Annotated in this window: 25 protein-coding genes; 7 read left to right on the top strand and 18 right to left on the bottom strand. The window is 68.3% G+C overall.

What is annotated here, in order from left to right; all coding sequences use genetic code 11:
* Positions 1-5 precede the first annotated feature (5 nt).
* The 11 genes from scpB to RSP_RS07875 form a co-directional block, all read right to left on the bottom strand.
* Positions 6-641 (bottom strand): SMC-Scp complex subunit ScpB, encoded by a 636-nt coding sequence (gene scpB, locus RSP_RS07825; protein WP_009565387.1) that lies wholly within the window; start codon positions 639-641, stop codon positions 6-8.
* Entirely contained in the window at positions 638-1,426 is a 789-nt protein-coding gene (locus RSP_RS07830; RefSeq protein WP_002720098.1) for a segregation and condensation protein A, read from the bottom strand. Before RSP_RS07830 ends, scpB begins: the two co-directional genes overlap by 4 nt.
* Positions 1,419-2,432: a glycoside hydrolase family 3 N-terminal domain-containing protein gene (locus RSP_RS07835; RefSeq protein ID WP_011337863.1), complete on the bottom strand. Its 1,014-nt coding sequence runs from the start codon at positions 2,430-2,432 to the stop codon at positions 1,419-1,421. The genes RSP_RS07830 and RSP_RS07835 overlap by 8 nt, the downstream gene beginning before the upstream one ends.
* The gene (locus RSP_RS07840; protein WP_011337864.1) at positions 2,429-3,415 is read right to left on the bottom strand and encodes an SPOR domain-containing protein; all 987 of its coding nucleotides are present in this window, start codon (positions 3,413-3,415) and stop codon (positions 2,429-2,431) included. Before RSP_RS07840 ends, RSP_RS07835 begins: the two co-directional genes overlap by 4 nt.
* A 70-nt stretch (positions 3,416-3,485) precedes the next feature.
* A complete protein-coding gene (gene argS / locus RSP_RS07845) occupies positions 3,486-5,228 on the bottom strand; it encodes an arginine--tRNA ligase (protein ID WP_017140224.1) in 1,743 nt (580 codons plus the stop codon).
* A 75-nt stretch (positions 5,229-5,303) separates the two neighbouring features.
* Complete coding sequence (locus RSP_RS07850; protein WP_011337866.1) at positions 5,304-5,789, bottom strand: holin family protein; 486 nt, start codon at positions 5,787-5,789, stop codon at positions 5,304-5,306.
* Positions 5,780-6,391, bottom strand: coding sequence for a holin-associated N-acetylmuramidase (locus RSP_RS07855; RefSeq protein ID WP_011337867.1), 612 nt, complete (start codon positions 6,389-6,391; stop codon positions 5,780-5,782). The genes RSP_RS07850 and RSP_RS07855 overlap by 10 nt, the downstream gene beginning before the upstream one ends.
* A gap of 160 nt (positions 6,392-6,551) precedes the next feature.
* Positions 6,552-7,007 (bottom strand): cytochrome c maturation protein CcmE, encoded by a 456-nt coding sequence (ccmE, locus tag RSP_RS07860; protein WP_002720104.1) that lies wholly within the window; start codon positions 7,005-7,007, stop codon positions 6,552-6,554.
* Positions 7,008-7,029: 22 nt separating this feature from the next.
* Positions 7,030-8,058 (bottom strand): N-acetyl-gamma-glutamyl-phosphate reductase, encoded by a 1,029-nt coding sequence (gene argC, locus RSP_RS07865; protein ID WP_011337869.1) that lies wholly within the window; start codon positions 8,056-8,058, stop codon positions 7,030-7,032.
* A 24-nt stretch (positions 8,059-8,082) separates the two neighbouring features.
* The gene (locus tag RSP_RS07870; RefSeq protein ID WP_011337870.1) at positions 8,083-8,895 is read right to left on the bottom strand and encodes a glutamate racemase; all 813 of its coding nucleotides are present in this window, start codon (positions 8,893-8,895) and stop codon (positions 8,083-8,085) included.
* A 137-nt stretch (positions 8,896-9,032) separates the two neighbouring features.
* On the bottom strand, positions 9,033-12,419 hold the full coding sequence (locus tag RSP_RS07875; protein ID WP_011337871.1) for an indolepyruvate ferredoxin oxidoreductase family protein: 3,387 nt from the start codon (positions 12,417-12,419) through the stop codon (positions 9,033-9,035).
* A gap of 156 nt (positions 12,420-12,575) precedes the next feature.
* On the opposite strand from RSP_RS07875, the gene RSP_RS07880 reads away from it, so the two are divergent.
* The 4 genes from RSP_RS07880 to grxD all read left to right on the top strand — a co-directional run bounded on the left by RSP_RS07880 (position 12,576) and on the right by grxD (position 16,978).
* Positions 12,576-13,469, top strand: coding sequence for a LysR family transcriptional regulator (locus RSP_RS07880; protein WP_011337872.1), 894 nt, complete (start codon positions 12,576-12,578; stop codon positions 13,467-13,469).
* A gap of 445 nt (positions 13,470-13,914) precedes the next feature.
* Positions 13,915-16,077 carry a phosphoribosylformylglycinamidine synthase subunit PurL gene (gene purL, locus RSP_RS07890; protein ID WP_023003631.1) on the top strand — a complete coding sequence of 721 codons (2,163 nt, stop codon included), beginning with the start codon at positions 13,915-13,917 and terminating at the stop codon, positions 16,075-16,077.
* Positions 16,078-16,310: 233 nt separating this feature from the next.
* Positions 16,311-16,553, top strand: coding sequence for a BolA/IbaG family iron-sulfur metabolism protein (locus RSP_RS07895; RefSeq protein ID WP_011337874.1), 243 nt, complete (start codon positions 16,311-16,313; stop codon positions 16,551-16,553).
* A 59-nt stretch (positions 16,554-16,612) separates the two neighbouring features.
* Positions 16,613-16,978, top strand: coding sequence for a Grx4 family monothiol glutaredoxin (grxD, locus tag RSP_RS07900; RefSeq protein WP_002720111.1), 366 nt, complete (start codon positions 16,613-16,615; stop codon positions 16,976-16,978).
* A 224-nt stretch (positions 16,979-17,202) separates the two neighbouring features.
* Here grxD and RSP_RS07905 read toward each other — a convergent pair whose 3' ends face one another.
* Together RSP_RS07905 and RSP_RS07910 are read right to left on the bottom strand one after the other, a co-directional pair.
* Positions 17,203-17,577: a cell division protein ZapA gene (locus RSP_RS07905; RefSeq protein WP_002720112.1), complete on the bottom strand. Its 375-nt coding sequence runs from the start codon at positions 17,575-17,577 to the stop codon at positions 17,203-17,205.
* The gene (locus tag RSP_RS07910; protein WP_017140225.1) at positions 17,570-18,037 is read right to left on the bottom strand and encodes a hypothetical protein; all 468 of its coding nucleotides are present in this window, start codon (positions 18,035-18,037) and stop codon (positions 17,570-17,572) included. Before RSP_RS07910 ends, RSP_RS07905 begins: the two co-directional genes overlap by 8 nt.
* A gap of 257 nt (positions 18,038-18,294) precedes the next feature.
* Between RSP_RS07910 and tkt the strand changes: the two genes are divergently transcribed.
* On the top strand, positions 18,295-20,313 hold the full coding sequence (gene tkt, locus RSP_RS07915) for a transketolase (RefSeq protein ID WP_011337876.1): 2,019 nt from the start codon (positions 18,295-18,297) through the stop codon (positions 20,311-20,313).
* Between the two features lie 72 nt (positions 20,314-20,385).
* Here the strand turns inward: tkt and RSP_RS07920 are convergent, their stop codons facing one another.
* Positions 20,386-20,679, bottom strand: a complete 294-nt coding sequence (locus RSP_RS07920; protein WP_017140226.1) for a DUF2934 domain-containing protein — start codon at positions 20,677-20,679, stop codon at positions 20,386-20,388.
* 31 nt (positions 20,680-20,710) lie between these two features.
* Complete coding sequence (locus tag RSP_RS07925) at positions 20,711-21,682, bottom strand: DUF808 domain-containing protein (protein WP_011337878.1); 972 nt, start codon at positions 21,680-21,682, stop codon at positions 20,711-20,713.
* Between the two features lie 572 nt (positions 21,683-22,254).
* Here RSP_RS07925 and gap point away from each other — a divergent pair.
* Both gap and RSP_RS22220 read left to right on the top strand, forming a co-directional pair.
* Entirely contained in the window at positions 22,255-23,256 is a 1,002-nt protein-coding gene (gene gap / locus RSP_RS07930) for a type I glyceraldehyde-3-phosphate dehydrogenase (RefSeq protein WP_002720117.1), read from the top strand.
* A 208-nt stretch (positions 23,257-23,464) separates the two neighbouring features.
* The gene (locus RSP_RS22220) at positions 23,465-23,620 is read left to right on the top strand and encodes a hypothetical protein (protein WP_002720118.1); all 156 of its coding nucleotides are present in this window, start codon (positions 23,465-23,467) and stop codon (positions 23,618-23,620) included.
* Positions 23,621-23,646: 26 nt separating this feature from the next.
* Here RSP_RS22220 and coaD read toward each other — a convergent pair whose 3' ends face one another.
* The 3 genes from coaD to RSP_RS07945 form a co-directional block, all read right to left on the bottom strand.
* Positions 23,647-24,135: a pantetheine-phosphate adenylyltransferase gene (coaD, locus tag RSP_RS07935; protein ID WP_002720119.1), complete on the bottom strand. Its 489-nt coding sequence runs from the start codon at positions 24,133-24,135 to the stop codon at positions 23,647-23,649.
* Positions 24,136-24,204: 69 nt separating this feature from the next.
* Entirely contained in the window at positions 24,205-24,639 is a 435-nt protein-coding gene (locus RSP_RS07940; RefSeq protein WP_002720120.1) for a CBS domain-containing protein, read from the bottom strand.
* A gap of 54 nt (positions 24,640-24,693) precedes the next feature.
* Complete coding sequence (locus RSP_RS07945; protein WP_011337879.1) at positions 24,694-25,587, bottom strand: LysR family transcriptional regulator; 894 nt, start codon at positions 25,585-25,587, stop codon at positions 24,694-24,696.
* Positions 25,588-25,612: the final 25 nt, after the last annotated feature.

Raw genomic sequence — 25,612 nt, forward strand, 5'->3', positions numbered from 1 at the left:
CATGCTCAATCCTCGAAGAGTTCGCTTTGTCCTGTCACCGGCTCATCCTCGTCCGGTGTTTTCGTGCTGCCCGGCAGCGGGCGGTTGTCGAGCAGACCCGCCGCGCGCAACTCCTTGATCCCCGGCAGGTCGCGCGCCGACTCGAGCCCGAAATGGTCGAGGAAACTCTCGGTCACGACGAAGGTCACGGGGCGGCCGGGCGTCATCCGCCGGCGGCCGAAACGGATCCATTCCAGCTCGAGAAGCTGGTCGATGGTGCCCCGGCTCACGGCCACGCCGCGGATCTCCTCGATCTCGGCGCGGGTGACGGGCTGATGATAGGCGACGATGGCCAGCGTCTCGATGGCCGCGCGCGAGAGCTTCTTCTGCTCGACCGTCTCCTTGCGCATGAGAAAGCCCAGATCGGCCGCCGTGCGGAAGGCCCAGGCGTCACCCACGCGCGCGAGCTGCACGCCGCGCCCCTCGTAGCGGCGGCGCAGATGGGTCAGCGCCTCGGCCGGATCGCAGCCATGCGGCAAGCGCGCCTGAAGCTCGGCCACCGTCACCGGATCGGCGGAGGCGAACAGGATCGCCTCGACCATCCGCTCCTGCTCGGCCATCACCGGCGCCTCGAACAGGCTCTTTTCCGGCCTCTCGTTCATGCCCCCTCCCTGCGGCGGATCAGGATCGGCGCGAAGGTCTCGCCCTGCCGCAGCTCGATCTGCCCGCGCTTCGTCATTTCCAGCACGGCGGCGAAATGGGCGGCGGTGGCCGAGCGGCGGCGCATCGGATGGCCGTCCCAGCCCTCGGGCAGGTAGCTCGTGAGTTCGGCCCAGTCGCCGAACCAGCCCAGCATCCCCCGCATCCGGTCGAGCGCCTGCTCCATGGTGAAGACATGGTGCCGGTCCATGACGAAGGGCCGGAACTCGTCCTTGGTGCGGATACGGGCATAGGCCCGCATGAGATCGATCAATGTGGCGGTGTAGGTCACCTTGCGGTGCCGCGTCACATCCTCGGGCAGCCCGCGCGGAAAGAAGTCGCGCCCCTTCTGGTCGCGCGCCATCAGCCGGGCGGCGGCATCCCGCATGGCCTCCAGCCGCTCGAGCTGGAAGGCCAGATGCGCGGCGAGTTCCTCGGCCGACGGACCTTCCTCGGTCGGGTCCGGCGGCAGCAGAAGCCGGCTTTTCAGATAGGCGAGCCAGGCCGCCATCACCAGATAATCGGCCGCCAGTTCGATCCGCAACTGCTTGGCGTGATTGACGAAAAGCAGATATTGCTCGGAGAGCTTCAGCACCGAGATGCGCCGCAGGTCGACCTTCTGCGTGCGCGAGAGCGTGAGCAGAAGGTCGAGCGGCCCCTCGAAGCCCTCGACATCCACGATCAGCGCCTCGGCCGCCAGACGGTCCGCGACGCTGAGGACCGAAGTCTCTTCCCAAACGTCAGCCATGTCCATGCCCGCCCAGAAGGACGGAATGTTCGGCCTCGAGCGCCCGGCTGTCAACCGGCTCGGGCGGCCTGCGGCGGGCCAGCGCCGCTGCGGCGCGCTCCAGCGCCTCGGGCCCCATCGCGCCCGCGGCGGCGGCCACGGCCTCCATCTCGGCCAGTTCGCCGTTGCAATGGAGCGCCAGATCGCAGCCGGCCGCGATGGCCGCCCCCGCCCGCGCGCCGATCCCGCCCGAGAGGGCCTGCATCGACAGATCGTCCGTCATGAGGAGGCCCGAAAAGCCGATCTCGTCGCGGATGACGCCGACCATGGGCCCCGAGAGGGTCGCAGGCTGCGCATCATAGGCCGAAAAGACCACATGACCCGTCATGGCCAAGGGCAGATCCGCGAGCGCCCGGAAGGCCGCGAAGTCGGTGGCGGCCAGCTCCTCGCGGCTGGCGGTTACCGTGGGCAGGTCGTGGTGCGTGTCGGCCGCGGCCCGTCCGTGGCCCGGCAGATGCTTCATCACCGGCAGGACCCCGCCCGCCAGATGCGCCTCGGCCGCCGCGCGGGCAAGCTCCGCCACGCGCGCCGCCTCGTCGGCGAGGCAGCGGTTGGCGAGAAACGGATGGGTCGCCGCGGTGCGGATGTCGGCCACGGGCGCGCAGTTGCCGTCGATGCCCACCGCCCGCAGGTCCTCGGCGATGAGCCGGTAGCGCAGCCAGAGCATCCGGGCCGCCCGGTCCCCGGCGCGCTCCACCGCCTCGAGGGGCGGCAGCCACTCGCGCCAGTGCGGCGCGCGGAGACGCTGGACGCGGCCGCCTTCCTGATCGACGAAGATGGGCGCGTCGCGCCCCACGGTGGAACGCAGTTCCTGCGTCAGGGCAAAGACTTGCGCGGGGTTGTCGATGTTGCGCGCGAAGAGGATGAAGCCGAAGGGGTCGGCCTCGCGGAAGAACTGCCGCTCGGCATCCGTGAGGACCGGGCCGGAGCAGCCGAAAATCGCGGCCGTCCGGCCAGCCTCGCTCATCTCAGGGCGACCGGGATGCAGGCGGTGTCCTCGGCCAGAAGCGCCGAGCAGAAGCGCCGCGCTTCGCCCTCGTCGGCAAAGCCCGAGGCGCGCAGCCGGTAGAAGGTGCGCCCGCCGCTCTGCGCGGTCTGCACGACGCGGCTCTTTTCGGTCAGGAGCGTGCCGAAGCGGCCGGCGAGCCGGTCCCATTCCCGTCGCGCCGAGGCGGCATCGTCGAAGGCACCGAGCTGCACGAGGCGCGTGCCCGCAGGCAGAGTGGCCGCATCGACCTCGGTCACGGCCGCAGCGGTCACGGCGGCTCCGGCCGCGGCCGGAGCGGCTTCCGCGGTGCGTTGGGCACGGGCGGGCCGCGGCGGCGGCACGGGCGAGCGCGTCACGGCCCCGGGCGGCGGCGGATCGGCCAGCACCTCGTTGGCTTCGGGCTCTGCGGCCTCGGGCTCGACCGTGCCCGCAATGGCCTCGGCTAGCGCGAGCTTCGTGGCGTCAGCGTCGATGGCGGGCAGCTGCTCCTCGGCCACCGCAGAGGCGGACCCCTCATCCTCGATCGGCGCGCTCTCGGGCAGCTCCTCCGTCGTGGCGGCGAGGCTTTCGGTCTCCGACGCCCCCTGTTCGGGCGCGGCCCCCGGCTGCTCGAGTCCCGGCCCGTCCTCGAGCGCGAGCTCGACGGGCTTCGGGGCCAGCACCAGCCGGTCGGGCGGCGGAGAGGCGGTTCCCGCCGCAGCCACGTCATTCACCGCAAGTCCCTGATGGGCCGTGATCTCGCCGCCGGGATCGTCGGGCGCGATCCGCATCGGCCCCTCGATGGCGCGCACCACGGGAATGCCGTTCACATCGCGCACCGCGAGCTTGTAGCCCCAGACCGCGAGACCGAGGATCAGCGCGATCGACGAGACGCCGCCCGCGATGTTCATCATGCGCTGGACCTTGGCAGGCCGCTGCGGGGCCGAATAGCCCTCGAAATCGTTGAAATCCACGTCCGCCATGCTCTGCCCCACTGCGCGCGGGGCACGCCCCGGCGCTGCTTGCCTGTTATGCCCCGGCGGATGCATATTTTCAGCGCATTTCTTCGACCGGAGTGACGCCCAAGATACCCAAACCCGCGCAAATCACAACGCCCACGGCCCGGGCGAGGGCGATTTTTGCCTGCGAAACCACGGGATCGTCCTGCAGGAAGCGCAATCCGGCCTCGTCATTGCCCCGGTTCCAGAGACCGTGGAGCTCGGAAGCGAGCTCGTGGAGGTAGAAGGCGACCCGGTGCGGCTCGTTGGTGCGGGCCGCGATCTCGACCAGACGCGGCCATTCGGCGAGCTTGGCGATGAGCGCGATCTCGGCCGGATGGTCGAGACGGTCGAGGTCGGCCGTGGCCAGCGTCGCGTCGGACACGTCCATCCCCTGCTCGCGCGCCTTGCGTAGCACAGAATTGATCCGGGCATTGGCATACTGGACGTAGAAGACCGGGTTCTCCTTCGACTGCTCCAGCACCTTGTCGAAGTCGAAGTCCAGCGTCGCGTCGTTCTTCCGGGTCAGCATCACGAAGCGGGTGACATCCGTGCCCACCTGTTCCACCACGTCGCGCAGCGTGACATAGGTGCCCGCCCGCTTCGACATCTTGAAGGGCTCGCCGTTCTTCCAGAGCTTCACCAGCTGGATCAGCTTGATGTCGAGCGGCACGCGACCCGCGGAGAGCGCCGCGACGGCCGCCTTCATCCGCTTCACATAGCCGCCGTGGTCGGCGCCGAAGATATCGATCAGCTGGTCGAACCCGCGCGTCACCTTGTCGTAGTGATAGGCGATGTCGGGGGCGAAATAGGTCCAGCTGCCGTCCGACTTCTTCACCGGCCGGTCGACGTCGTCGCCATGCGCGGTCGAGCGGAAGAGCGTCTGCTCGCGCGGCTCCCAATCCTCGGGCGTCTTGCCCTTCGGCGGCTCGAGCACGCCCTCGTAGATCAGGTCCATCTCCTTCAGCCGGTCGAGGGCGGCCTCGATCTTGCCGGTGCCGTAGAGCGCCTTCTCGGAGGAATAGACATCCATCTCGACGCCGAGCGCGGCCAGATCCTCGCGGATCATCTGCATCATCATCTCGGTGGCGAACTCGCGCACCTCCGTGAGCCAGTGCTGCTCGCCCTTGTCGAGCAGGCTGTCGCCATATTTGGCCTTCAGCGCCTCGCCCACGGGGATCAGATAGTCGCCGGGATAGAGGCCCTCGCGGATCTCGGGCTCGAGCCCGTGCGCCTCGCGGTAGCGCTCGAAGGCCGACCGCGCCAGCACGTCGACCTGTGCGCCACCGTCGTTGATGTAATATTCCCGCGTCACGTTCCAGCCGGCATAGGCCAGAAGCCGCGCCAGCGCATCGCCCACGACGGCGCCGCGGACATGGCCCACATGCATCGGGCCCGTGGGGTTGGCCGAGACGAATTCCACATTGACCTTCTGGCCCGCGCCGATGGTCGACCGCCCATAGGTGTCGCCCGCCTGCAAGATGGTCGCCACCATGCCCTGCCAGACCGCCGGGCGCAGCCGGAGGTTGAGAAAGCCCGGCCCCGCCACCTCGGCCGAGGAGATGCGCGGGTCGGCCGCGAGCCGGGTGGCCAGCGCCTCCGCAATGGTACGCGGCGGCTTGCCGGACGGCTTGGCGAGCACCATCGCCGCGTTGGTGGACATGTCGCCGTGGGCCGGATCGCGCGGCGGCTCGACCGCAACGGCGGAGAGGTCGAGCCCGGCGGGCAGATCGCCCGCCTCCGTCATGGCGCCCAGTTCGGCGGTCACGAGAGTGCGGATTTCGGTGAAGAGGTTCATTCGGGGCATGTCCTGATTGTTGCCCCGGCTTTGCCAGAGGCGGGCGCACAGGTCAATGCCGCCCGCCCCCGCAGCCTAGTTGCGCTCCGCGCGCCAGTCCTCGAGCGCGGCATTGGCCTCGGGCGCCGCGGCCGGCGAGGCGGGCAGCGCCGCGGGACCGGCCGGCCGGGCGCGAAAATAGTGGGCCTCGCGCGAGCCGAAGTAGAAGCCCACGATGGCCGCGAGCAGCCACCAGAGCGGATCGGGCACCAGCGCCAGCCCCGACATCCGCCGCCCGAAGCTCTCGGGATCGACCATGGCGAAGATGAAGAGCGCCAGCGTGCCGAAGGCCAGCATCGGCCGCGGCAGCCGGTTCACCCCGTTCACGAAACGGTCGAACCAGCCGTTGCCCGGATTGGCGAATTCCTCGGAATATTGCTGGAGCGCCTCGCCCTGCACCTCGGCCGAGAGTTCGAGTGCGCGCGTGGCATTGGGGCGGAATACTTCGGCCACCTCCCTGACGGCGGCGCCCACGCTCGCCACGCCGCCGCTGCCCGCGATGAGACGTCCCATCAGGCCCATGCCGCTGTCCTTTCGCGATGCTGCGCCTCGGTCAACCGGTAGCGCGGCGCCATGAACTCCTCGGCCCGCACGATCCAGCCACCCTTTCCGCCGTCCTTCCTTCGGGCATATTTGCGCGAGGCGGGACGGCTGTCGGCCAGCGCGTAATACCAGTTGCGCCGCGCGATGGCATAGGCATCGGCGAGATGCGCCGGTGCGGCCTCGATCGCGGCCTGCGCCTGCCGGATGGTCTGCGGCCCCACGATCCCGTCGGCCGTGCAGGGGTATCCCATGTCGGCGAGGAGCTTCTGCAGGAGGCGCACCGCAGTGGACCCTGCGTTGACATACATGTCGAAGACGCCGGGCTGGAGCGGCTCGGGCAGGTTGCCGAGGCCGGGACGGCGGAAGTAATGCTCGATGAAGATGGACTCGGCCTGGGCGTGGGTCAGCGCACGCACATCCTCCACCTGAACCTTTCCGTCACCGGTCGTGTCGAAGCCCAGGCGGCGGAGGGTGGCGAGCGTCACCCCGCGGTTGGTTGCGCCCCCCGGATCGTCGGGATCCTCGACGAACCCGCCCTCGCGGGCAACGATCTGCCGGGCGATATCCTGAATGCTCTGCATCTCTCCCCCTTCGGTTGAAGGAGGACAGGCTGGCCTCGGCCGCTCACCTGCGGGTTAAGCGGGCGCGCGGTCTGCCGGGGACGGACGGGGGCGCTGCCCCCGCACCCCCGGGATATTTGAGCCAGAATGAAAGCGGAGGCGGGACGGAGGCGTGTGGCTTTCAGCCCTGGGGCTGGTCCTCGGTGTGCTGGAAGACGCCCTGTTCCTTCAGCGCGTCCACCACCTCTTTCGGCATGTAGGTCTCGTCATGCTTGGCGAGGATCTCGGACGCCTCGAAGACGCCGCCCACGAGGCGGCCGGTGCCGACCATGCCCGCATCCTCGGCGAAAAGGTCGGGCAAGACGCCGGTGAAGCTGACCGGGACGGTCGCGTTCGTGTCGGTGACGCGGAAGGTGACGGTCTCGCCCTGCCCCCGCACGAGGCTGCCCTTCTCGACGAGGCCGCCGATGCGAAAGACCTCGGTCTCGGGCGGCGGCGCCTCGACCACCTGGGTGGGCGAGCGGAAGAAGTTGATCCCGTCGCGCATCGCATAGCCGATCAGAGCGGTCGATCCCGCCAGCGCCACGAAGGCCAGCGCGATGATCTGGATGCGGCGTTTCTTCTTCAGGCCCTTCATGTCACCCTCATGGCGTCTCGGCTCAGGGGAAGACCGGGGCGAGCCCGAGACCTGCCGCCTCGTCCAGCCCCAGCATCAGGTTCGCATTCTGGATCGCCTGCCCCGAGGAGCCCTTGCACAGGTTGTCCAGCACCGCCACCACCATGGCGCAGCCGGGCACCCTGTCCCCGATCACGCCGATATGGACGTAGTTGGACCCCCGGATGTCGCGTGTCGAGGGGAGCGCGCCAAAAGGTAGCACCTCGAGGAACGTTTCCGTGAGATAGCGCTCGGTGAGCGCCCGGTGCACCGCCTGCGGGTCGCCCTTCACATAGACATTGGCGAGGATGCCGCGGTTCATCGGCGTGAGATGCGGCGTGAAGCGGACCTGCACCGGCCGGCCGGCGATCTTCGAGAATTCCTGGTCGAACTCGCCCAGATGCCGGTGCCTGCCGCCGGCGGAATAGGCATGCGTGCCCTCGGAGAGCTCGGCATGGAGCAGGTTCTCCTTCAGGCTCCGCCCCGCGCCGGAGACCCCCGCCTTCAGATCGATCAGGATATCGTCGAGATCGATCACGCCCGCCTCGATCAGGGGCCGGATCGCATATTGCCCCGTCGCCGCATTGCAGCCGGTGCCCGCCACGAGGCGCGCGCCGCGGATCTCGTCGCGGTAGAATTCGGTCAGTCCGTAGACCGCTTCCTTCTGCAGCTCGGGCGCCGCATGGGGCTTGCCGTACCAGGTCTCGTAGGCCGCCGGATCGCGCAACCGGAAGTCGGCCGAGAGGTCCACGACCTTCAGATCGCGCGGCAGCCCCGCGATCACCGCCTGAGACGTGGCATGAGGAAGGGCGCAGAAGGCCAGGTCCACGCTCGAGAAATCGATCTCTTCGATCTTCTGGAGCCGCGGCAGGTCGAGATGGCGGAGGAAGGGAAACACCTCGGACATCGCCATGCCCGCCTTGCGGTCGCCCGAAAGCGCCACGATCCGCATCGCGGGATGCGTGGCGATCAGGCGGACCAGCTCGGCCCCGGTATAGCCCGAAGCCCCGAGGATGGCGATGTTCTGAACCATATGTCTCTTTTCCGTTTCTGTCGCTCAGGCCGCCTCGAAGGTGATCCGCCGGCGGAGGAACTGCGTGGCCTTGTTGGAGACCGAGCGCGGATCGCCCGTGGTCAGGAACTTCGACTCGGTCCCGTCGCCCGCGAACTCCGGCTTGCGCGCCAGATAATCCGCCAGGCTCTCGGCCACAAGGTTGGCCTGGCTGTAGACAGAGACCTCGGGCCCCAGAGCCTCCTGAAAGATCGGCTCCATCAGCGGGTAATGGGTGCAGCCGAGGATCGCCGCCTGCGGATGCGGCATCCGCCGCTTCAGCGCCTCGACATGGCTGCGCACCAGCGCCTCGGCGAGGATCTCGTCGCCCTGCTCGATGGCATCCACCACGCCGCCGCAGGGCTGCGCCTCGACATCGACGCCGATGGCCCGGAAGGCCAGTTCGCGCTGGAAGGCGCGGCTGGCCACCGTGGCGGGCGTGGCGAACAGCGCCACATGTTTCACCGCCACTTCGCGCGGTGGGCTGTTGTCGCCCCACTGCCGCTCGGTCAGGGCCTCGATCAGCGGCACGAAGACGCCGAGCACGCGTTTGTCTTTCGGGATCCAGGTCTCCTGCATCCGCTTCAGCGCCGCCGCCGAGGCGGTGTTGCAGGCGAGGATGACCAGATCGCAGCCCTCGGCCCAGAGCCGTTCGGTCGCGGCGCAGGTCAGGTGGAAGATATCGTCGGCGTCGCGCACGCCGTAGGGCGCGTGGGCATTGTCGCCGAAATAGACGAAGGGCACCTCCGGCAGGCGCCGCTGCACCGCATCGAGAACCGTGAGGCCACCGAGCCCCGAGTCGAACACACCAACCGCCATGCCTGCCCCCGCCCCTCAGGACTTTTCTCTGGGGCCAGCATAGGATCATGCCGCAGCGGACGGAAGCGCCTTGCGGCGCTTCTGCGACCTATTCCTCAGCCCGTCCCCCGCGCGGGATGGCGGCCACGCGGGAGGGCTCATTCGGCGGCCATCGGCACCGGGGCGCCGCCCGCCCGGATCGCAGCCAGAAGCGCCTCGCGCCGGTGAGCAGCCGTGGCGGCATTGGCCTCCTTCACCGGCCCGTAGCCCCGGATCGAGAGCGGCAGGCGCGCCAGCTCGCGGCCGAGCTCCATCGTTTCGCGGCGGAGCTGCGGCAGAATCTCGGCCATGTCGGCCTCGAATTCCGCGATGAGGCGACGTTCGAGCTGGCGCTCGGGGTTGCGGGCGAACGGATCGAGCGCCGTGCCACGCAGCGGCTTGAGCGCGGCGAGCAGGCGGAAGGCAGGCAGCATCCAGCGGCCGAACGCGCGTTTCCTGGGCCGCTCCTCGCCCTTGCCGTTCAGGAAGGGCGGCGCGAGATGGAAGGTCGGACGGAAGTCGCCGTCGAACTCGGCCTTCGCGCGCGCCATCGTGTCGAGATGCAGCCGCGCGACCTCGTATTCGTCCTTGTAGGCGAGAAGCTGGTAGTAGCCGCGCGCCACATCCTCGCGGATCTCGGGCGGAGCGCTGTCGACGAGGGTGCGGAAGCGCCGGGCGAGCCTACGCGACTGGTAACCCACCAGCCGCTCGGCACGATAGGCGACCGGATCGACCGGCGCGGGCGGTTCGGGCAGGAGGATGCGGTCCGCCTCGGCGGGATGCAGCACCGCCCAGCGGCCGAGCGCGAAGGCGCGGGCATTCTGCGCCACGGCCGCGCCGTTCAACTCGATGGCGCGCTGGATCGCCTCGGCCGAGAGCGGGATCAGCCCCCGCTGCCAGGCCGCGCCGAAGACCATCATGTTCGAGTAGATCGAATCTCCCATCAGGATGCGGGCGAGCTCGGTGGCGTCGAGGAAGGCCACCCGATCCTGAAGCCGCGCCTGAAGAGAGACCTGCAAGCGATCTGATGGCACGCGGAAATCCGTGTTTCGGGTGAACTCGCCCGTGACGATGTCGTGGCTGTTGACCACCGCGCCCGTCCGGCCCTGGGACATGAGGCCCAGGGTCTTGGCCCCCGCCGTCACCACGAGGTCGCCGCCGATCACGCCGTCGGCCTCGCCCACGGCCACGCGGATCGCGCTGATGTCGGACGGCTTCTCGGCAATGCGGCAATGGATCTGCACCGCGCCGCCCTTCTGGGCGAGCCCCGCCATCTCCATCATGGCCGCGCCGCGGCCGTCGAGATGGGCCGCCATCGACAGGATCGCCCCCACCGTCACCACGCCCGTGCCGCCGACCCCGGTCACGAGGAGGTTATAGGTGCCGCGGATCGCGGGCAGGTCCGGCTCCGGCAGGTCGGGGAGCTCGATCTCGGCGGTCGCGGCCTTCTTCGGCTTCGCGCCCTCCAGCGTCACGAAGGAGGGGCAGAAGCCCTCGAGGCAGGAGAAGTCCTTGTTGCAGGAGGACTGGTCGATGGCGCGCTTGCGGCCGAGCTCGGTCTCGACCGGCACGATCGAGACGCAGTTCGACTGCACCCCGCAATCGCCGCAGCCCTCGCAGACCTCGGTGTTGATGAAGACCCGCTTGTCGATGTCGGGGAAGGTGCCGCGCTTGCGCCGCCGCCGTTTCTCGGCCGCGCAGGTCTGGATATAGACGATGGCCGAGACGCCCTCGACCGTCGCGAAGTCGCGCTGGACGGCCATCATCTCGGCGCGCTCGTGGATCTCGATGCCCGGGGGGAAGCGCGAGAGGTCCACCTCCTCCTTTGCGTCATGCACCACAGCGATGCGCTTCACGCCCATCGCCTGGATCTCACGCACGATCCGGTCGGCGCTGAGGCCGCCCTCGTTCGTCTGGCCGCCGGTCATGGCCACGGCATCGTTGAAGAGGATCTTGTAGGTGATCGTGGTGCCGGCGGCGAGCGCCGCCCGGATCGCCTGAACGCCCGAGTGGTTGTAGGTGCCGTCGCCGAGATTCTGGAACACATGCGGGCGTTTGGAAAAGGGAGCTTCCCCGATCCAGTTCGCGCCCTCACCGCCCATCTGGGTGAAGCCCACCGTGTCGCGGTCCATCCACTGCACCATGTAGTGGCAGCCGATCCCCGCATAGGCGCGGCTGCCCTCGGGCAGCCGGGTCGAGCTGTTGTGCGGGCAACCCGAGCAGAAATAGGGCAGCCGGGCCGCGAGATCCTGCGCATTGTCCGCCCGCCGTGCCTCGGCCAGCTGTGCAAGGCCCGCCTTCACCCGGTCGGTGCCCCTGCCCTCCTCGATCAGGATATTTCCGATCTTCTCGGCGATTCCAATGGGATCGAGGGCATATCTCGTGGGAAACAGCTCCTCGCCGCGGTCGTTCTGCCAGCCGTAGATGCGCCGGCCACGACGGTCGTTGAAGATTGCCTCCTTGGCCTGCACCTCGATCAGCTTGCGCTTCTCCTCGACGCAGACGATGAGGTCGAGCCCCTCGGCCCAGTCGCGGAAGCCGCGGAAATCCATCGGCCAGACCTGTCCCACCTTGTAGGTGGTGATGCCGAGACGCTCGGCCTCGGCCTCTCCCACGCCGAGAAGCGAGAGCGCATGGACGAGATCGAGCCAGCTCTTGCCCGCCGAGACGAAGCCGATCTTCGCCCCCGGCCTGCCCCAGATCCGACGGTCCATCCCGTTCGCATGGCTGAAGGCCTCGGCCGCGAAGCGCTTGTGGTCGATCATCCTTGCTTCCTGAGCCACGGGCGTGTCGACGAGGCGGATGTTGAGCCCGCCCTCGGGCATCCGGAACTCCGGGCGGACGAACTGCATCCGGTCGGGTCGCCCGTCCACCACGGCGGTGGCCTCGACCGTGTCCTTCATGGTCTTCAGCCCGACCCAGACGCCCGCGAAGCGCGAAAGCGCCCAGCCATAGAGCCCGTAATCGAGAATCTCCTGCACGCCCGCGGGCGACAGGACCGGAATATAGGCATCGACCATCGCCCAGTCGGACTGGTGCAGCGTGGTCGAGCTTTCGCCAGTGTGATCGTCGCCCATGGCCATCAGCACGCCGCCCCAGGGCGAGGTGCCCGCCATGTTGGCGTGTCGCATCACGTCGCCGGTGCGGTCCACCCCCGGTCCCTTGCCGTACCAGAGGGCGAAGACGCCGTCGAAGCGCCCCTCGCCGCGCAGTTCCGCCTGCTGGCTGCCCCAGACGGCGGTGGCGGCCAGATCCTCGTTCAGCCCCGGCTGGAACAGGACGTCGGCGGCCTTGAGATCCTTCTCGGCACGGGCCATGGTAAGATCCACGGCGCCCAGCGGCGAGCCGCGATAGCCCGTCACATAGCCTGCGGTGTTCCTCCCCTCGGCCCGGTCGCGCGCCTTCTGCATCAGCATCAGCCGCACCATCGCCTGCGTCCCGTTCAGAAGCACCGGCGATTTCGAAAGGTCGGTGCGGTCCGACAGCTTCACATCCTGCCTGCTCATAGGTCTCCTCCCAGTGCCTTTGAACAGGATCCATTTTAGGTCAAAATGGCTGACCTACAAAGTCCTTTCCGAGCCATGTTTCCATTGCAACCCGGTTATGCAATCCGGTAGGGATCGTTGCGCAGAAGCCGCCTCCCGCGGCGGGAGTGTTGCGACATGGACTGGGACAAGCTCAGAATCTTCCACGCGGTGGCCGACGCGGGCAGCCTGACCCATGCCGGAGATACGCTCCACCTCTCGCAATCGGCGGTCAGTCGCCAGATCCGGGCCCTGGAAGAGAGCCTGAACGTGACCCTCTTCCACCGTCACGCGCGGGGACTGATTCTCACCGAACAGGGGGAGCTCCTGTTCGAGGCCACCAACCAGATGGTCAAGCGACTGGAAGCCGCAGCCGCGCGGATCCGCGACAGCGAGGACGAGGTCTTCGGCGAGCTCAGGGTCACCACGACCACCGGCTTCGGCACGCTCTGGCTCGCGCCGCGTCTGGTGGGGCTCTACAAGAAATATCCCGCCCTGAAGATCGACCTCATGCTTGAGGAGCGCGTGCTCGACCTGCCCATGCGCGAGGCGGACGTGGCGATCCGCATGAAGGAGCCGAGCCAGGCCGACCTGATCCGCAAGCGCCTCATGTCGATCCGGATGCGCCTCTATGCCTCGCCCACCTATGCGGCCGAGCACGGGATGCCCGAGAAGATGGAGGACTTCGCGCAGCACCGGCTGATCTGCCAGCTTCCCGGAGCGCCTCAGGTGGCGGCCGGCGCGGCCCTCGTGCAGGAGCTGATGTCCAACGACATCCCCTCGATGCTCACGGTGAACAACTATTTCGGCGTCCTTCAGGCGGTGCTGAACAATCTCGGGATCGGCGTCATGCCGGACTATCTGGCCGTGGCCTTCCCCCAGCTCATCCGCGTCCTGCCGGACGTCGAGTCGAACGACGTGCCGGTGTTCCTCGCCTACCCCGAGGAGCTGCGCCATTCGAAGCGCGTGGCGGCCTTCCGCGAGTTTGTGATGGAAGAGATCTCGCTCTACCGGAAGCAGCAGCAGACCTGAGGAGGAGGCCCGGCATGTCCGGGCCTCTTGCCTTTTCGGGCTAAGCCCCCGGTTCGGAAGAGAAAAGATGCGTCCGCGGGTAAGGTATGCGCATAGCGCATGGCGGCCATGTCGCTGCGGCAGCATCATGACGCTTGAATGCGGAAAGTCGCAGCCCTAAATCGCCACTCGAAGCGGGTGATCGAGAGGGTTCTCTCGTCCGCTTCATACCTCCCTGTTGGACTTGGGCCGAGCTTCTGCTCGGCCTTTTTTTTGCTTTTCGAGAAGATTTTCGCGGACGCCCAGTCCTTGGGCCGAAACGGCACGCCGATGCCGCAGGGGGCGGCGGAATGCGAAGAGGCGGGCGAAAATCTTCGGCCGGGGCGCGGTGCGCCTCCTTCCCCTGATGGCCGTTCCGTCCTATGAGGCGCCAGACCCCCAACCTCTGCCCGCGGAGAGATGCGCCATGACCGAGCCCGAAATCACCCCCGAGCTGATCGCGGCCCACGGCCTGAAGCCCGACGAATACCAGCGGATCCTCGAGATCATCGGACGCGCGCCCACCTTCACCGAACTCGGCATCTTCTCGGCCATGTGGAACGAGCACTGCTCCTACAAGTCGTCGAAGAAATGGCTGCGCACGCTGCCCACCACCGGCCCGCAGGTGATCTGCGGCCCGGGCGAGAATGCGGGCGTGGTCGACATCGGCGACGGTCAGGCGGTCATCTTCAAGATGGAGAGCCACAACCACCCCTCCTACATCGAGCCCTATCAGGGGGCGGCGACCGGGGTCGGCGGCATCCTGCGCGACGTCTTCACCATGGGCGCGCGCCCCATCGCCGCGATGAACGCGCTCAGCTTCGGGGTGCCGGACCATCCCAAGACCGCCCATATCGTGAAGGGCGTGGTCGAGGGCATCGGCGGCTACGGCAACGCCTTCGGCGTGCCGACCGTGGGCGGCGAGGTCCGCTTCCACCGCGCCTATAACGGCAACTGCCTCGTGAACGCCTTCGCAGCCGGCCTCGCGGATGCCGACAGGATCTTCTACTCGGCCGCTTCGGGCGTGGGGATGCCGGTGGTCTATCTCGGTGCCAAGACCGGGCGCGACGGCGTAGGCGGCGCCACCATGGCCTCGGCCGAGTTCGACGACACGATCGAGGAGAAGCGCCCGACCGTGCAGGTCGGCGACCCCTTCACCGAGAAGCGCCTGCTGGAAGCCTGCCTCGAACTGATGGCCTCGGATTCGGTGATCTCGATCCAGGACATGGGCGCCGCAGGCCTCACCTGCTCGGCGGTCGAGATGGGCGACAAGGGCGACCTCGGCATCCGGCTGCAACTCGACGCCGTGCCTCAGCGCGAAGCCAACATGACCGCCTACGAGATGATGCTCAGCGAAAGCCAGGAGCGGATGCTCATGGTGCTGAAGCCCGAGAAGGAGGCCGTGGCCCGCGCGATCTTCGAGAAGTGGGATCTCGACTTCGCCATCGTCGGCGAGACCATCCCCGAGGACCGCTTCCTGATCCTGCACGGCAACGAGGTGAAGGCCGACCTGCCGCTGAAGGCGCTCTCGGGCACTGCGCCGGAATATGACCGGCCCTGGATCGAGACGCCGGCCGCGGCACCGCTGGGCGCCGTGCCGGAGGTCGATCCGATCGAGGGGCTGAAGGCGCTGATCGGCTCGCCCTCCTACGCCCACAAGGCCTGGGTCTGGGAGCAGTACGACAGTCAGGTGATGGCCGACACGGTGCGCGCCCCGGGCCTCGGCGCGGGCGTCGTGCGCGTCCATGGCACGCCGAAGGCGCTGGCCTTCACCTCCGACGTGACCCCGCGCTACGTGAAGGCCAACCCCTTCGAGGGCGGCAAGCAGGCAGTGGCCGAGGCTTACCGCAACCTCACGGCCGTGGGCGCAAAGCCGCTCGCCACCACCGACAACATGAACTTCGGCAACCCCGAAAAGCCCGAGATCATGGGCCAGTTCGTGGGCGCCATCAAAGGCATCGGCGCGGCGGTCGCGGCGCTCGACATGCCGATCGTCTCGGGCAACGTCTCGCTCTACAACGAGACCGACGGCGTGGGGATCCTGCCCACTCCCACCATCGGCGCGGTGGGCCTCCTGACCTCGCTCGACGAGTTGATCGCGGGCCAGCCCGAAGAGGGCGATCTGGCGCTGGTGATCGGCACGACGGCGGGTCATCTCGGACAGTCGGCGCTTCTGGCCGAGATGTTCGGCCGGGAAGAGGGCGACGCGCCCCCGGTCGATCTCGAGGCCGAGAAACGCCATGGCGAGTTCCTCCGCGCGAACCGCAAGCTCGTGCGCGCGGCGGCCGACCTCTCGGATGGCGGTCTCGCGCTCGCGGCCTTCGAGATGGCCGAAGCCGCGGGGCTGGGCCTCACCCTGACGCCCAGCGGCACGGCCGCGCTCTTCGGCGAGGATCAGGCGCGCTATCTCGTGGCCTGCGCGCCGGACCGGGCCGAGGCACTGCAGGCCGCGGCCGAGGCCGCAGGCGTGCCCCTGCAGGAGGTGGGCAGGTTCGGCGGCGCGACGGTGACGCTCGCGGGCGCCTCGGCCCCGCTCGCGGACCTCTCGCGCCTCTACCGCCGCGCCTTCGCCGAGGCCATCGGCGGCTGATCCTCCGCGGGCGGGGAGACGCGCCCTGCCCGCACCCCTGCGGCGGCACGGGCGCCCCGCACGGCATGCCTCGCCCGCCGGACTTCGACAAAGACGCCCGAAAGCGGCGACCGGATGCCTCCCCGCACCCGCCCGCCCTTGCGCTGCCGCAAGCCTTGCGCCCGCCCCCGCTTGCGCGGCCCGGACGCCCGTCATACATCTGGACCCAGAGTGACCGCACAGGAACGCCCCGAATGGCCATGGAAGCCCAGGACATCGAAGACCTCATCCGCGCCCGTTTCCCGGAGGCGAAGATCACCATCACCGACCTTGCGGGCGACGGGAACCACTGGGCGGCCGAGGTGATCGACGAAAGCTTCCGCGGGCTGAACCGTGTTCAGGCGCAGCGCATGGTCTATGCGTCGCTTCAGGGCAAGATGGACGGCGCGCATGGCGAACTCCACGCCCTCGCGCTGACCACCAAGGTGCCCGACTGACCCAGACCCTCTCCACGACCTCCGCGCAAGCGCGGCACAACCACGAGGACGATCCGCAGATGACCACCACCGTCGAAGAACAGATCCGTGACATGGTCACCACGAACGACGTGGTGCTGTTCATGAAGGGCACCAAGTCCATGCCGCAGTGCGGCTTCTCGAGCCGCGTGGCGGGCGTGCTCAATTACATGCAGGTCGCCTACAAGGACGTGAACGTGCTCGAGGATGCCGACGTCCGTCAGGGGATCAAGGATTTCTCCGACTGGCCGACCATCCCGCAGCTCTACGTCAAGGGCGAGTTCGTGGGCGGCTGCGACATCATCACCGAGATGACGCTCTCGGGCGAGCTCGACCAGCTCTTCGAGGCCAAGGGCGTCAGCTACGACAAGACCGCGGCCGACAAGATCCGCGAAGCCAACGCATGATCCGGCGCCGGGCGCGCCCTCGCGGCGCGCCGGCACCCGTCAGACATCCGCCCTCGGCACGTCCTCTCCCGCGGCAAAGCCCAGGCGTCGCGGGAGAGAAGAGCACGCCCGCGCGGCCCCCCTTCTTCCTTCATTCTGGCACAAATATCCTCGGGGGGAGCCGCCCCAAGGGGCGGCCGGGGGGCAGACAGCCCCCCGCTCCCCGTCCGGCTCTGGGCTCTCCGTCAGGCCCGCGCCCGCTCCTCGACCCGCTCGGCCATCGCCTCGGCCCGTGCGGCAAGTTCGGCCAGCGCCTCCTTCACCCCCGCAGGGATCACCGGCACCTCGATCCGCTCCGGCTCGGGCGCGGGGCGTGCCTCGAGCTCGGCCAGCTGCGCGCGGAGCCGCCGCAACTCCTCGTCGGCGCCGGCCATCCGGTCGGCCAGCATCAGCCCCGCCATCAGGAGCATCCGCGAGTCGGTCATCCGCCCCATCTGCTCGACCACGGGCATGGCCTCGGCATCGAGCATCGCGGCGGCGCTGTGCAGGAACTCCTCTTCGCCCGGCTGACAGGCCACTTCGAAGCTCTTTCCGCCGATGGTGATGGACAGTTCAGGCATCCGTGCGGCCCTCCGAGATCAGGGGTTCCAGCGCCGAGAGGACCTCCTCCACCTCGGCGGCTTCCGTCGCGCGCGCAGCGCGCAGCGCCTCGAGTTCGACCACCATCGAGCGGTTGACGAGCTCGGAATCCGCCACGCCTTCGGCCGTCGCCTCGCGCAGGCTCCGCAGCGCCTCGCGCAGCTGGCCCGTCGTCTTCTTCATGCGCTGAAGCTCCATGCCCTGAGCGTCGAGCTGCCGCGTCAGCGCCTCGACCTGCTCCTCGAGCTGGGCGATCTTCACGCCCTCGCGCTCCTTCACGGACTTCAGCCGTTCGGAGAGCTGCGCATTGACCATCCGCTCCTCGTCGAGCTCGGCCTGAAGCGGATTTTCCGCGGGCATCACCGGGATCGCATCGATCCCGGCGCCGATCCGTTCCAGAGCGGCCGTGAGGCGGCGCTCGAGTTCCACCATCTCCTGCATGGGTCTGCCTTTCCGTTCCGTTGCCGCCGGGCCGTCCGCAATTCCGCTTGCACTGAACCACGGCGGCACGTTGTCGCGCGAATCGTCTCCGCCCGGCGCTTTTCCCCGATCTTATCGCCGGTTGCCGACCGATGCGCCCCCCTTTGGCATGAGAAACTTGCCCGCGCGCTTGATCTTGCCGGTCGGGCTGGTATGCAGCCCAGAAGCCGGGCGCGCAAGAAGTCGCACCCCGGGGGGATCCAAGTCGGAGACATGCCGTGGACATACAGAGCCTGCGCGAGCAGCATCCCGATCACTGGAAGAAGGCCTGCGCCATCCGCGCGCTGACGCTCGACGCCGTGGCAGCCGCCAATTCCGGTCACTCCGGCATGCCCATGGGCATGGCCGACGTGGCCACCGTGCTCTACGAGAAGCACATGGTGTTCGACGCCCGGTCCCCCGACTGGCCGAACCGCGACCGGTTCGTACTGTCGGCCGGCCACGGCTCCATGCTGGTCTATGCGCTCCTGCATCTCACGGGCGATCCCGAATTCCCGATCGAGCAGATCCGCAACTTCCGCCAGTGGGGCTCGAAGACCGCGGGCCACCCCGAGAACTTCCTTGCCAAGGGCATCGAGACCACCACCGGCCCGCTCGGCCAGGGGCTTGCGATGTCCGTGGGCCTCGCCATGGCCGAAGAGTCGCTCCGCGCCCGCTGGGGCGCGAAGATCATCGACCATTACACCTACTGCATCGCCGGTGACGGCTGCCTGATGGAGGGCGTGAGCCAGGAGGCGATCGGCCTCGCCGGCCGCCACGAGCTCTCGCATCTCATCGTGATGTGGGACAACAACGGCATCACCATCGACGGCAAGGTCTCACTCTCGGACCGCACCGACCAGAAGGCGCGCTTCGCCGCCGCGGGCTGGGACGTGTTCGAATGCGACGGGCACGATCCGGCCGACATCGACCGCGCCCTGACCGCGGCCAAGGCGTCGAAGGGCCCGGCCTTCATCGCCTGCACCACCCATATCGCGCTCGGATCCTCGGCGCAGGACACGTCGAAGGGCCATGGTGCGCTGACCGATGCCAAGCTCATCGCCGACACCAAGGCCGCCTACGGCTGGACCTCCGCCGCCTTCGAGATCCCGGCCGACGTCAAGAAAGCCTGGGAAGCCATCGGCGCCCGCGGCGCCGAGGCCCGCAAGGCCTGGGACGAGCGTCTGGCAGCCCTCTCGGATGGCAAGCGCGCCCTCTTCCAGCAGCAGTTCTCCTGCGAGCCGCCGAAGAAGCTCGCCTCCGCCATCCGCGCGGTGAAGAAGGATGCGGTCGAGAAGATGCCGAAGGTCGCGACCCGCCGCGCCTCGGAAATGGTGCTCGAGGCCGTGAACCCGGTCATGCCCGAGACCATCGGCGGCTCGGCCGACCTTACCGGCTCGAACAACACCAAGACCGCCGATCTCGGCGTCTTCGATCCGATCAACCGCAAGGGCCGCTACGTCTATTACGGCATCCGCGAGCACGGGATGGCCGCGGCCATGAACGGCATGGCACTGCACGGCGGCCTCCGGCCCTACGGCGGCACCTTCATGTGCTTCGCCGATTACTGCCGTCCGGCGATCCGCCTCTCGGCGCTGATGCACATGCCCGTGGTCTATGTCTTCACCCACGATTCCATCGGTCTGGGCGAGGACGGCCCGACGCACCAGCCGGTCGAGCATCTGGCCATGCTGCGCGCCACGCCCAACATGATGGTGTTCCGCCCGGCCGACCTCGTCGAGACCGCCGAGGCCTGGGAGATCGCGCTCGGCGCCAAGGCCACGCCCTCGGTGCTGGCCCTCTCGCGGCAGAACCTGCCCGCGGTGCGCAAGAACCACACCAACAAGAACCTCGTGGCGCAGGGCGGCTACGTCCTCGAAGAGGCCACGGGCAAGCGTCAGGTCATCCTGATCGCCTCGGGCTCGGAGGTCGAGGTCGCGCTGAAGGCCCGCGAGGCGCTCGAGGCCGACGGCATCGGCACCCGCGTCGTCTCCATGCCCTGCATGGAGCTCTTCGCGCAGCAGGACGAGGCCTACCGCCGCAAGGTCCTGCCCGCGGGCGCGGTCCGCATCGCCATCGAGGCGGGTGTGCGCATGGGCTGGGACCGCTGGCTTCTGGGCGAGCGCGGCCGCGAAGGCAAGGACGGCTTCGTCGGCATGACCGGCTTCGGCGCCTCGGCCCCGGCCGAGCGGCTGTTCCAGGAGTTCGGCATCACCTACGAGGCGACCGTGGCGAAGGCCAAAGCCCTTCTGGGCTGATCCGGCCCCAAGACAGCGAAAGGCCGCGCCCGAGGCGCGGCCTTCTTTTTTTGGTGCCTCCGCGCCCTGGGCTCAGTCCTTCCACTGGGGCTCGTCGGCCCGGTGCGGATAGGTGGTCTCCTCGCCCTGGTCGGTCAGGGTCGGAAATTCTCCCTGGTTCTCGATCGCTTCCAGCGGCTCGCCCTCCGGCTCGGGCTCATCGGCCGGATGGGTGGCGGCGTGCGGATTCTCCTCGATGGCGAGCAGTTCCCGCGCCTGATCCCGGAAGCTCTCATGACCGCCCTCGGGGCGACCCTGCTCTTCCCACAAGAGCCGGGCGCGATCGTCGATCCGGCGCTCCCAGGCTTCGAATTCCTCACGGTTCATCGGCAACTCCTGTCTGTTGCCGGAGAAACTTCTACCGCCCCGAGGATGTTCCGGGCCGGAGCCGCGCCACGAGGCCCCAGAGCGGCAGGAGGATCCAGTTGGCGACGGGGATCAGGGCAAGCCCCAGAGCCAGCCCGAGAAGACCGTCGAAGAAGGCGGTGGTGGCCCATTCGACCGCGCCGCGGGCCTGCCCCACGGCATCGGCCGCGGCCACCGCGATGTCGTGGATATGGTGGTGCAGCCAGCCGAACCCCAGCTCATAAAGCCCATGGACCACGATGGCGCCGCCCACCCAGATCATCGCCGCCGTGCCCACGATGGTCAGGAGCTTGAGGAACCACGGCATCCCGTGGACGATGCCGCGCCCGAGGGCGCGCGTGGCGGCGAGCCTGCCGCGCAGGCTCATGAAGACGCCCAGATCGTCCGCCTTCACGATCATCGCCACGCCGCCGTAGACCAGCACGGTGATGCCCACCCCGGCCGCGGCGAGCGACGCTGCCTTCATCGCGATGCCCGACGGCGGCAGCGCCGCAAGGACGATGGTCATGATCTCGGCCGAGAGAATGAAGTCGGTCTTGATCGCCCCCGCCACCTTCTGCTCCTCGAGATGCGCCGGATCGGCGCCCGACACGTCCGCGGTCTCGTGGGGACCGCCGAAGAGATGGGCCACCTTCTCCGCCCCCTCGAAGCAGAGATAGGCCCCGCCGAGCATCAGGAGCGGAGAGATCAGCCACGGCGCGAAGGTCGAGAGCAGCAGCGCCGCGGGCAGCAGGAGGACGAGCTTGTTGAAGATGGAGCCCTTGGCGATGCGCCAGACGATCGGAACCTCGCGCGAGGCATCGAAGCCCTGCACATATTTGGGCGTCACCGCCGCATCGTCGATCACCGCCCCCGCGGCCTTGGCCCCGGCCTTGGCGGCCTGACCGATCACATCGTCCACCGAGGCCGCCGCGACCTTCGCAATCGAGGCCACATCGTCCAGCAAGGCCAGCAAGCCGCTCATGTCCCGTTCCTTCGCCCGTTCCAGCCAGAACCTTCTGGCAGAAGCCGCGTTCCGCAGAAAGTGCGTCGCGCAGTCCAACCCGGCGGCCGGCGGCGCGTCCGCGCTCCTGCCGCAGCGGCCCATTCTCGCCACCCTCCCTTAACCGCGCGTTCCGATGGACAGGAACCGGCCCACAAGGGGCCAGGCCGAGCCTTCGATGTCTCTACGGTCCCTTCCCTATGCGCCCCTCCGGGAGCTTTGCGACCCGGAAGACAGCCGATGCGCGGCAGGCCACGCTGCGGGCAGCGTGCCCTGCGCGCAAGGCCGGGCCGCCCCCGAATTTCTCACGGGCGGCTTCGGCCTCCGCGGGCCGGAGCGATCCCGTTCGTCCGAGGCCCGCCTCCCGTCCTCTCCCGAGGCGGGCCGTCCCGCGGCGGCGAGGTCTCTAAACCGGGCACTATCTTGCCGTCCTGCGCCGATTTCCTCCTTTCTTCGGTTGAATTGCGCTCGGATCTGGGGTCGTTACCTTGGAGACCGTCCGCGGGCGCACGACTCGATCCTCGCTGTGCGCCCGCCCATTGTGGGAGAGCTCTATGACCGTGAAAGTGGCAATCAACGGCTTCGGCCGCATCGGGCGGAACGTGCTCCGCGCCATCATCGAATCGGGCCGGACCGATATCGAGGTGGTGGCGATCAACGATCTCGGTCCGGTCGAGACCAACGCGCACCTGCTGCGCTTCGACTCGGTCCACGGCCGCTTCCCCGCCACCGTCACCACCACCGAGAAGACCATCGACGTGGGCCGCGGCCCGATGGATGTGACCGCGATCCGCAACCCGGCCGAACTGCCCTGGGGCCATGTCGACATCGTGCTGGAATGCACCGGCATCTTCACCGACAAGGAGAAAGCGAAGGTCCACCTCGAGAGCGGCGCCAAGCGCGTGCTGGTCTCGGCCCCCTCGACGGGCGCCGACAAGACCATCGTCTATGGCGTGAACCACGAGACCCTGACCAAGGACGACCTCATCGTCTCGAACGCCTCCTGCACGACGAACTGCCTCTCGCCGGTCGCCAAGGTGCTGAACGACACGATCGGCATCACCAAGGGCTTCATGACGACGATCCACAGCTACACGGGCGACCAGCCGACGCTCGACACGATGCACAAGGATCTCTACCGCGCCCGCGCCGCGGCGCTCAGCATGATCCCGACCTCGACCGGCGCCGCCAAGGCCGTGGGCCTCGTGCTGCCGGAACTGAAGGGCAAGCTCGACGGCGTGGCGATCCGGGTGCCGACGCCGAACGTCTCGGTGGTGGACCTCGTGTTCGAAGCCTCGCGCGCGACCAGCGTCGAGGAAGTGAACGCGGCCATCCGCGAGGCTGCCGACGGCAAGCTGAAGGGCATCCTCGGCTATACCGACCAGCCCAACGTCTCGATGGACTTCAACCACGATCCGCACAGCTCGATCTTCCACCTCGACCAGACCAAGGTCATGGAAGGCAACATGGTGCGGATCCTCACCTGGTACGACAACGAGTGGGGCTTCTCGAACCGCATGGCCGATACGGCCGTGGCCATGGGCAAGCTCATCTGAACGCTGCCGTTCCAGATTGAGAAATGCCGGCCCTCGGGCCGGCATTTTTCATTTCGGGTCAACGACTTGCCGGCCGCTTCGCCTCTCGCCCGAAAGGGTCGGATGACTTGTGCTCTCTGCATGGCAGCACGGCGGGAACGGCGGTTGTTAGCGCCAACATTCCGGGCCAATTAGAGCGCAGGGAGGAAAGACAGGAAGGACCCCACCCATGAAGACCCTCATCGCCCCGATCCTCGAAGCGCTGCGCAATCAGGCCCGCTTCCGCCGCACCCGCGCCGCGCTGGCCAGCCTGCCGCTCGACGCGCGCCTCGATCTCGACATCTACGACATCGACGCCACTGCCCGCCGCGCCATCTGGGGCTGAGCCCCGGAAGGCTCCGGCCTCCGCCGTCAGCGATATTTGGCGACCAGCGCCGCGCCTACGTCCGGCGTGACGAAGCTCGAGACATCGCCGCCGAGGCGGGCGATCTCCTTGACGAGCTTGGAGGCGATGGCCTGACGCCGCGCGTCGGCCATCAGGAAGACGGTCTCGATCCCGGCGTCGAGCGCGCGGTTCATGCCGACCATCTGGAACTCGTATTCGAAGTCGGCGACCGCGCGCAGGCCGCGCACGATCACCGAGGCGCCCACGTCGCGGGCGCAGTCGATCAGCAGGTTCTCGAACGGATGCACCACGATCTCGCCGCCATTGGCGGCGATGGCGCGGCACTCGGTCTCGACCATCCGCACGCGCTCTTCCAGCGAGAAGAGCGGCCCCTTGTCCCGGTTGATGGCGACCCCGATCACGAGGCGATCGACCAGCGCCATCGCGCGCTGGATGATGTCCAGGTGGCCGAGCGTCAGCGGATCGAAGGTGCCGGGATAAAGACCGATGCGCATGATGCCTCCCACTTGGTCGAAAGGCACGCAAACGCATCGCGGGACAGGATGCAAGCCCCAAAAGCCGCGTCAGAATCCCTTGATCATCCCTTCCAGCGCGTCCTTTTCCATCGAGAGTTCCGAGAGGCGCGCCTTGACCACGTCGCCGATCGAGATCAGCCCGACCATCTCGCCCTCGGCCATCACGGGCAGGTGGCGGAAGCGCCCCTCGGTCATGACCTGCATGATCCGGTCGGCCTCGTCGGTGCAGGCGCAGGTCACGATCTTCGACGTCATGATCGCCTCCACCTTGTCCGACAGACAGCCGGCGCCCCTCCGGCCCAGCTCGCGCACGATGTCGCGTTCGGACAACATGCCCTCGGGCCGCTTGCCGTCGCGCGATACGACGACCGCACCGATGCGGCGCGACGACAGCACCTCGGCCGCAGCCGCAATGCTCGATCCCGGCGGAACCGTCACCACACCATCATCGGACTTGGCCTTGAGTATCTGCTGAACGAGCATCGGCGAGCCTCCCTTCGCGGTAAATTCTCCATCCCGGACTCAGTGTATCGCAATTTACAGGCGAGTCATGCCCTCAAGACGGTGGACCTCGCGGCGCACCCCCTGCACCAGCGCATCGGTGAAGCGGTTGAGCCGCTCGAGGCGCACATCGTCCTGATGCCGGATGAGCCAGAAGCTGCGGCTGAGGCTCAGCGCCTCGGGCAGGATCTTCACCAGCTCGGGCGCGGAGGGCATGGCGAAATCGTGCACGATCCCCACGCCCGCCCCGGCGCGCAGCCAGTTGAGCTGCACCGAGACCGAATTCGAGGCGAAGGGCACCGAGCCCGAGCCGAGCCCAGTGAGGTAATCCAGTTCCTTGTCGAAGATCATGTCGGGAATGTAGCCCACCAGCTGGTGCGCCTTCAGATCCTCAAGGGCGCGGATCGGCGGATGGCGGCTCAGATACTCCGCGCTCGCCGCCAGATGCAGCCGGTAGTCGGCCAGCTTCTGCACCCGGAGCCGCCCGGCCTCCGGCCGGCTCACGCCGATGGCCAGATCGGCCTCGCGCTTGGAGAGGTTGAAGACCCGCGGCAGCGCCACGATCTGCACCTCGAGCCCCGGATTGTCGGTGCAGATCTGCGCCAGCACCTGCGGCAGCAGATAGTTGGCGCAACCGTCGGGGGCACCGATGCGGATCTGCCCCGACAGGCCCGCGGCCCCCTGCAGATCCTCGGCCGCCTCGCCCACCGCCTGCTCGGCCCGCTCGGCATGGGCCAGAAGACGCTGCCCCGCTTCGGTCAGCGCATAGCCTTGCGGGCTCTTGGCAAAGAGCGGCACCCCCAGCGCCTCCTCGAGCCGCGCAATGCGCCGGCCCACCGTCGCCGGGTCGAGCCTCAGCCCCCGTCCCGCCCCCGAGAGGCTTTCGGCGCGCGCCACGCCGAGGAAGATGCGCAGGTCGTCCCAGTCCATTTCGATCCTCGTCCGGGCATTTCTG

This window comes from Cereibacter sphaeroides 2.4.1, from assembly GCF_000012905.2.
In the GTDB taxonomy this organism is placed as follows: domain Bacteria; phylum Pseudomonadota; class Alphaproteobacteria; order Rhodobacterales; family Rhodobacteraceae; genus Cereibacter_A; species Cereibacter_A sphaeroides.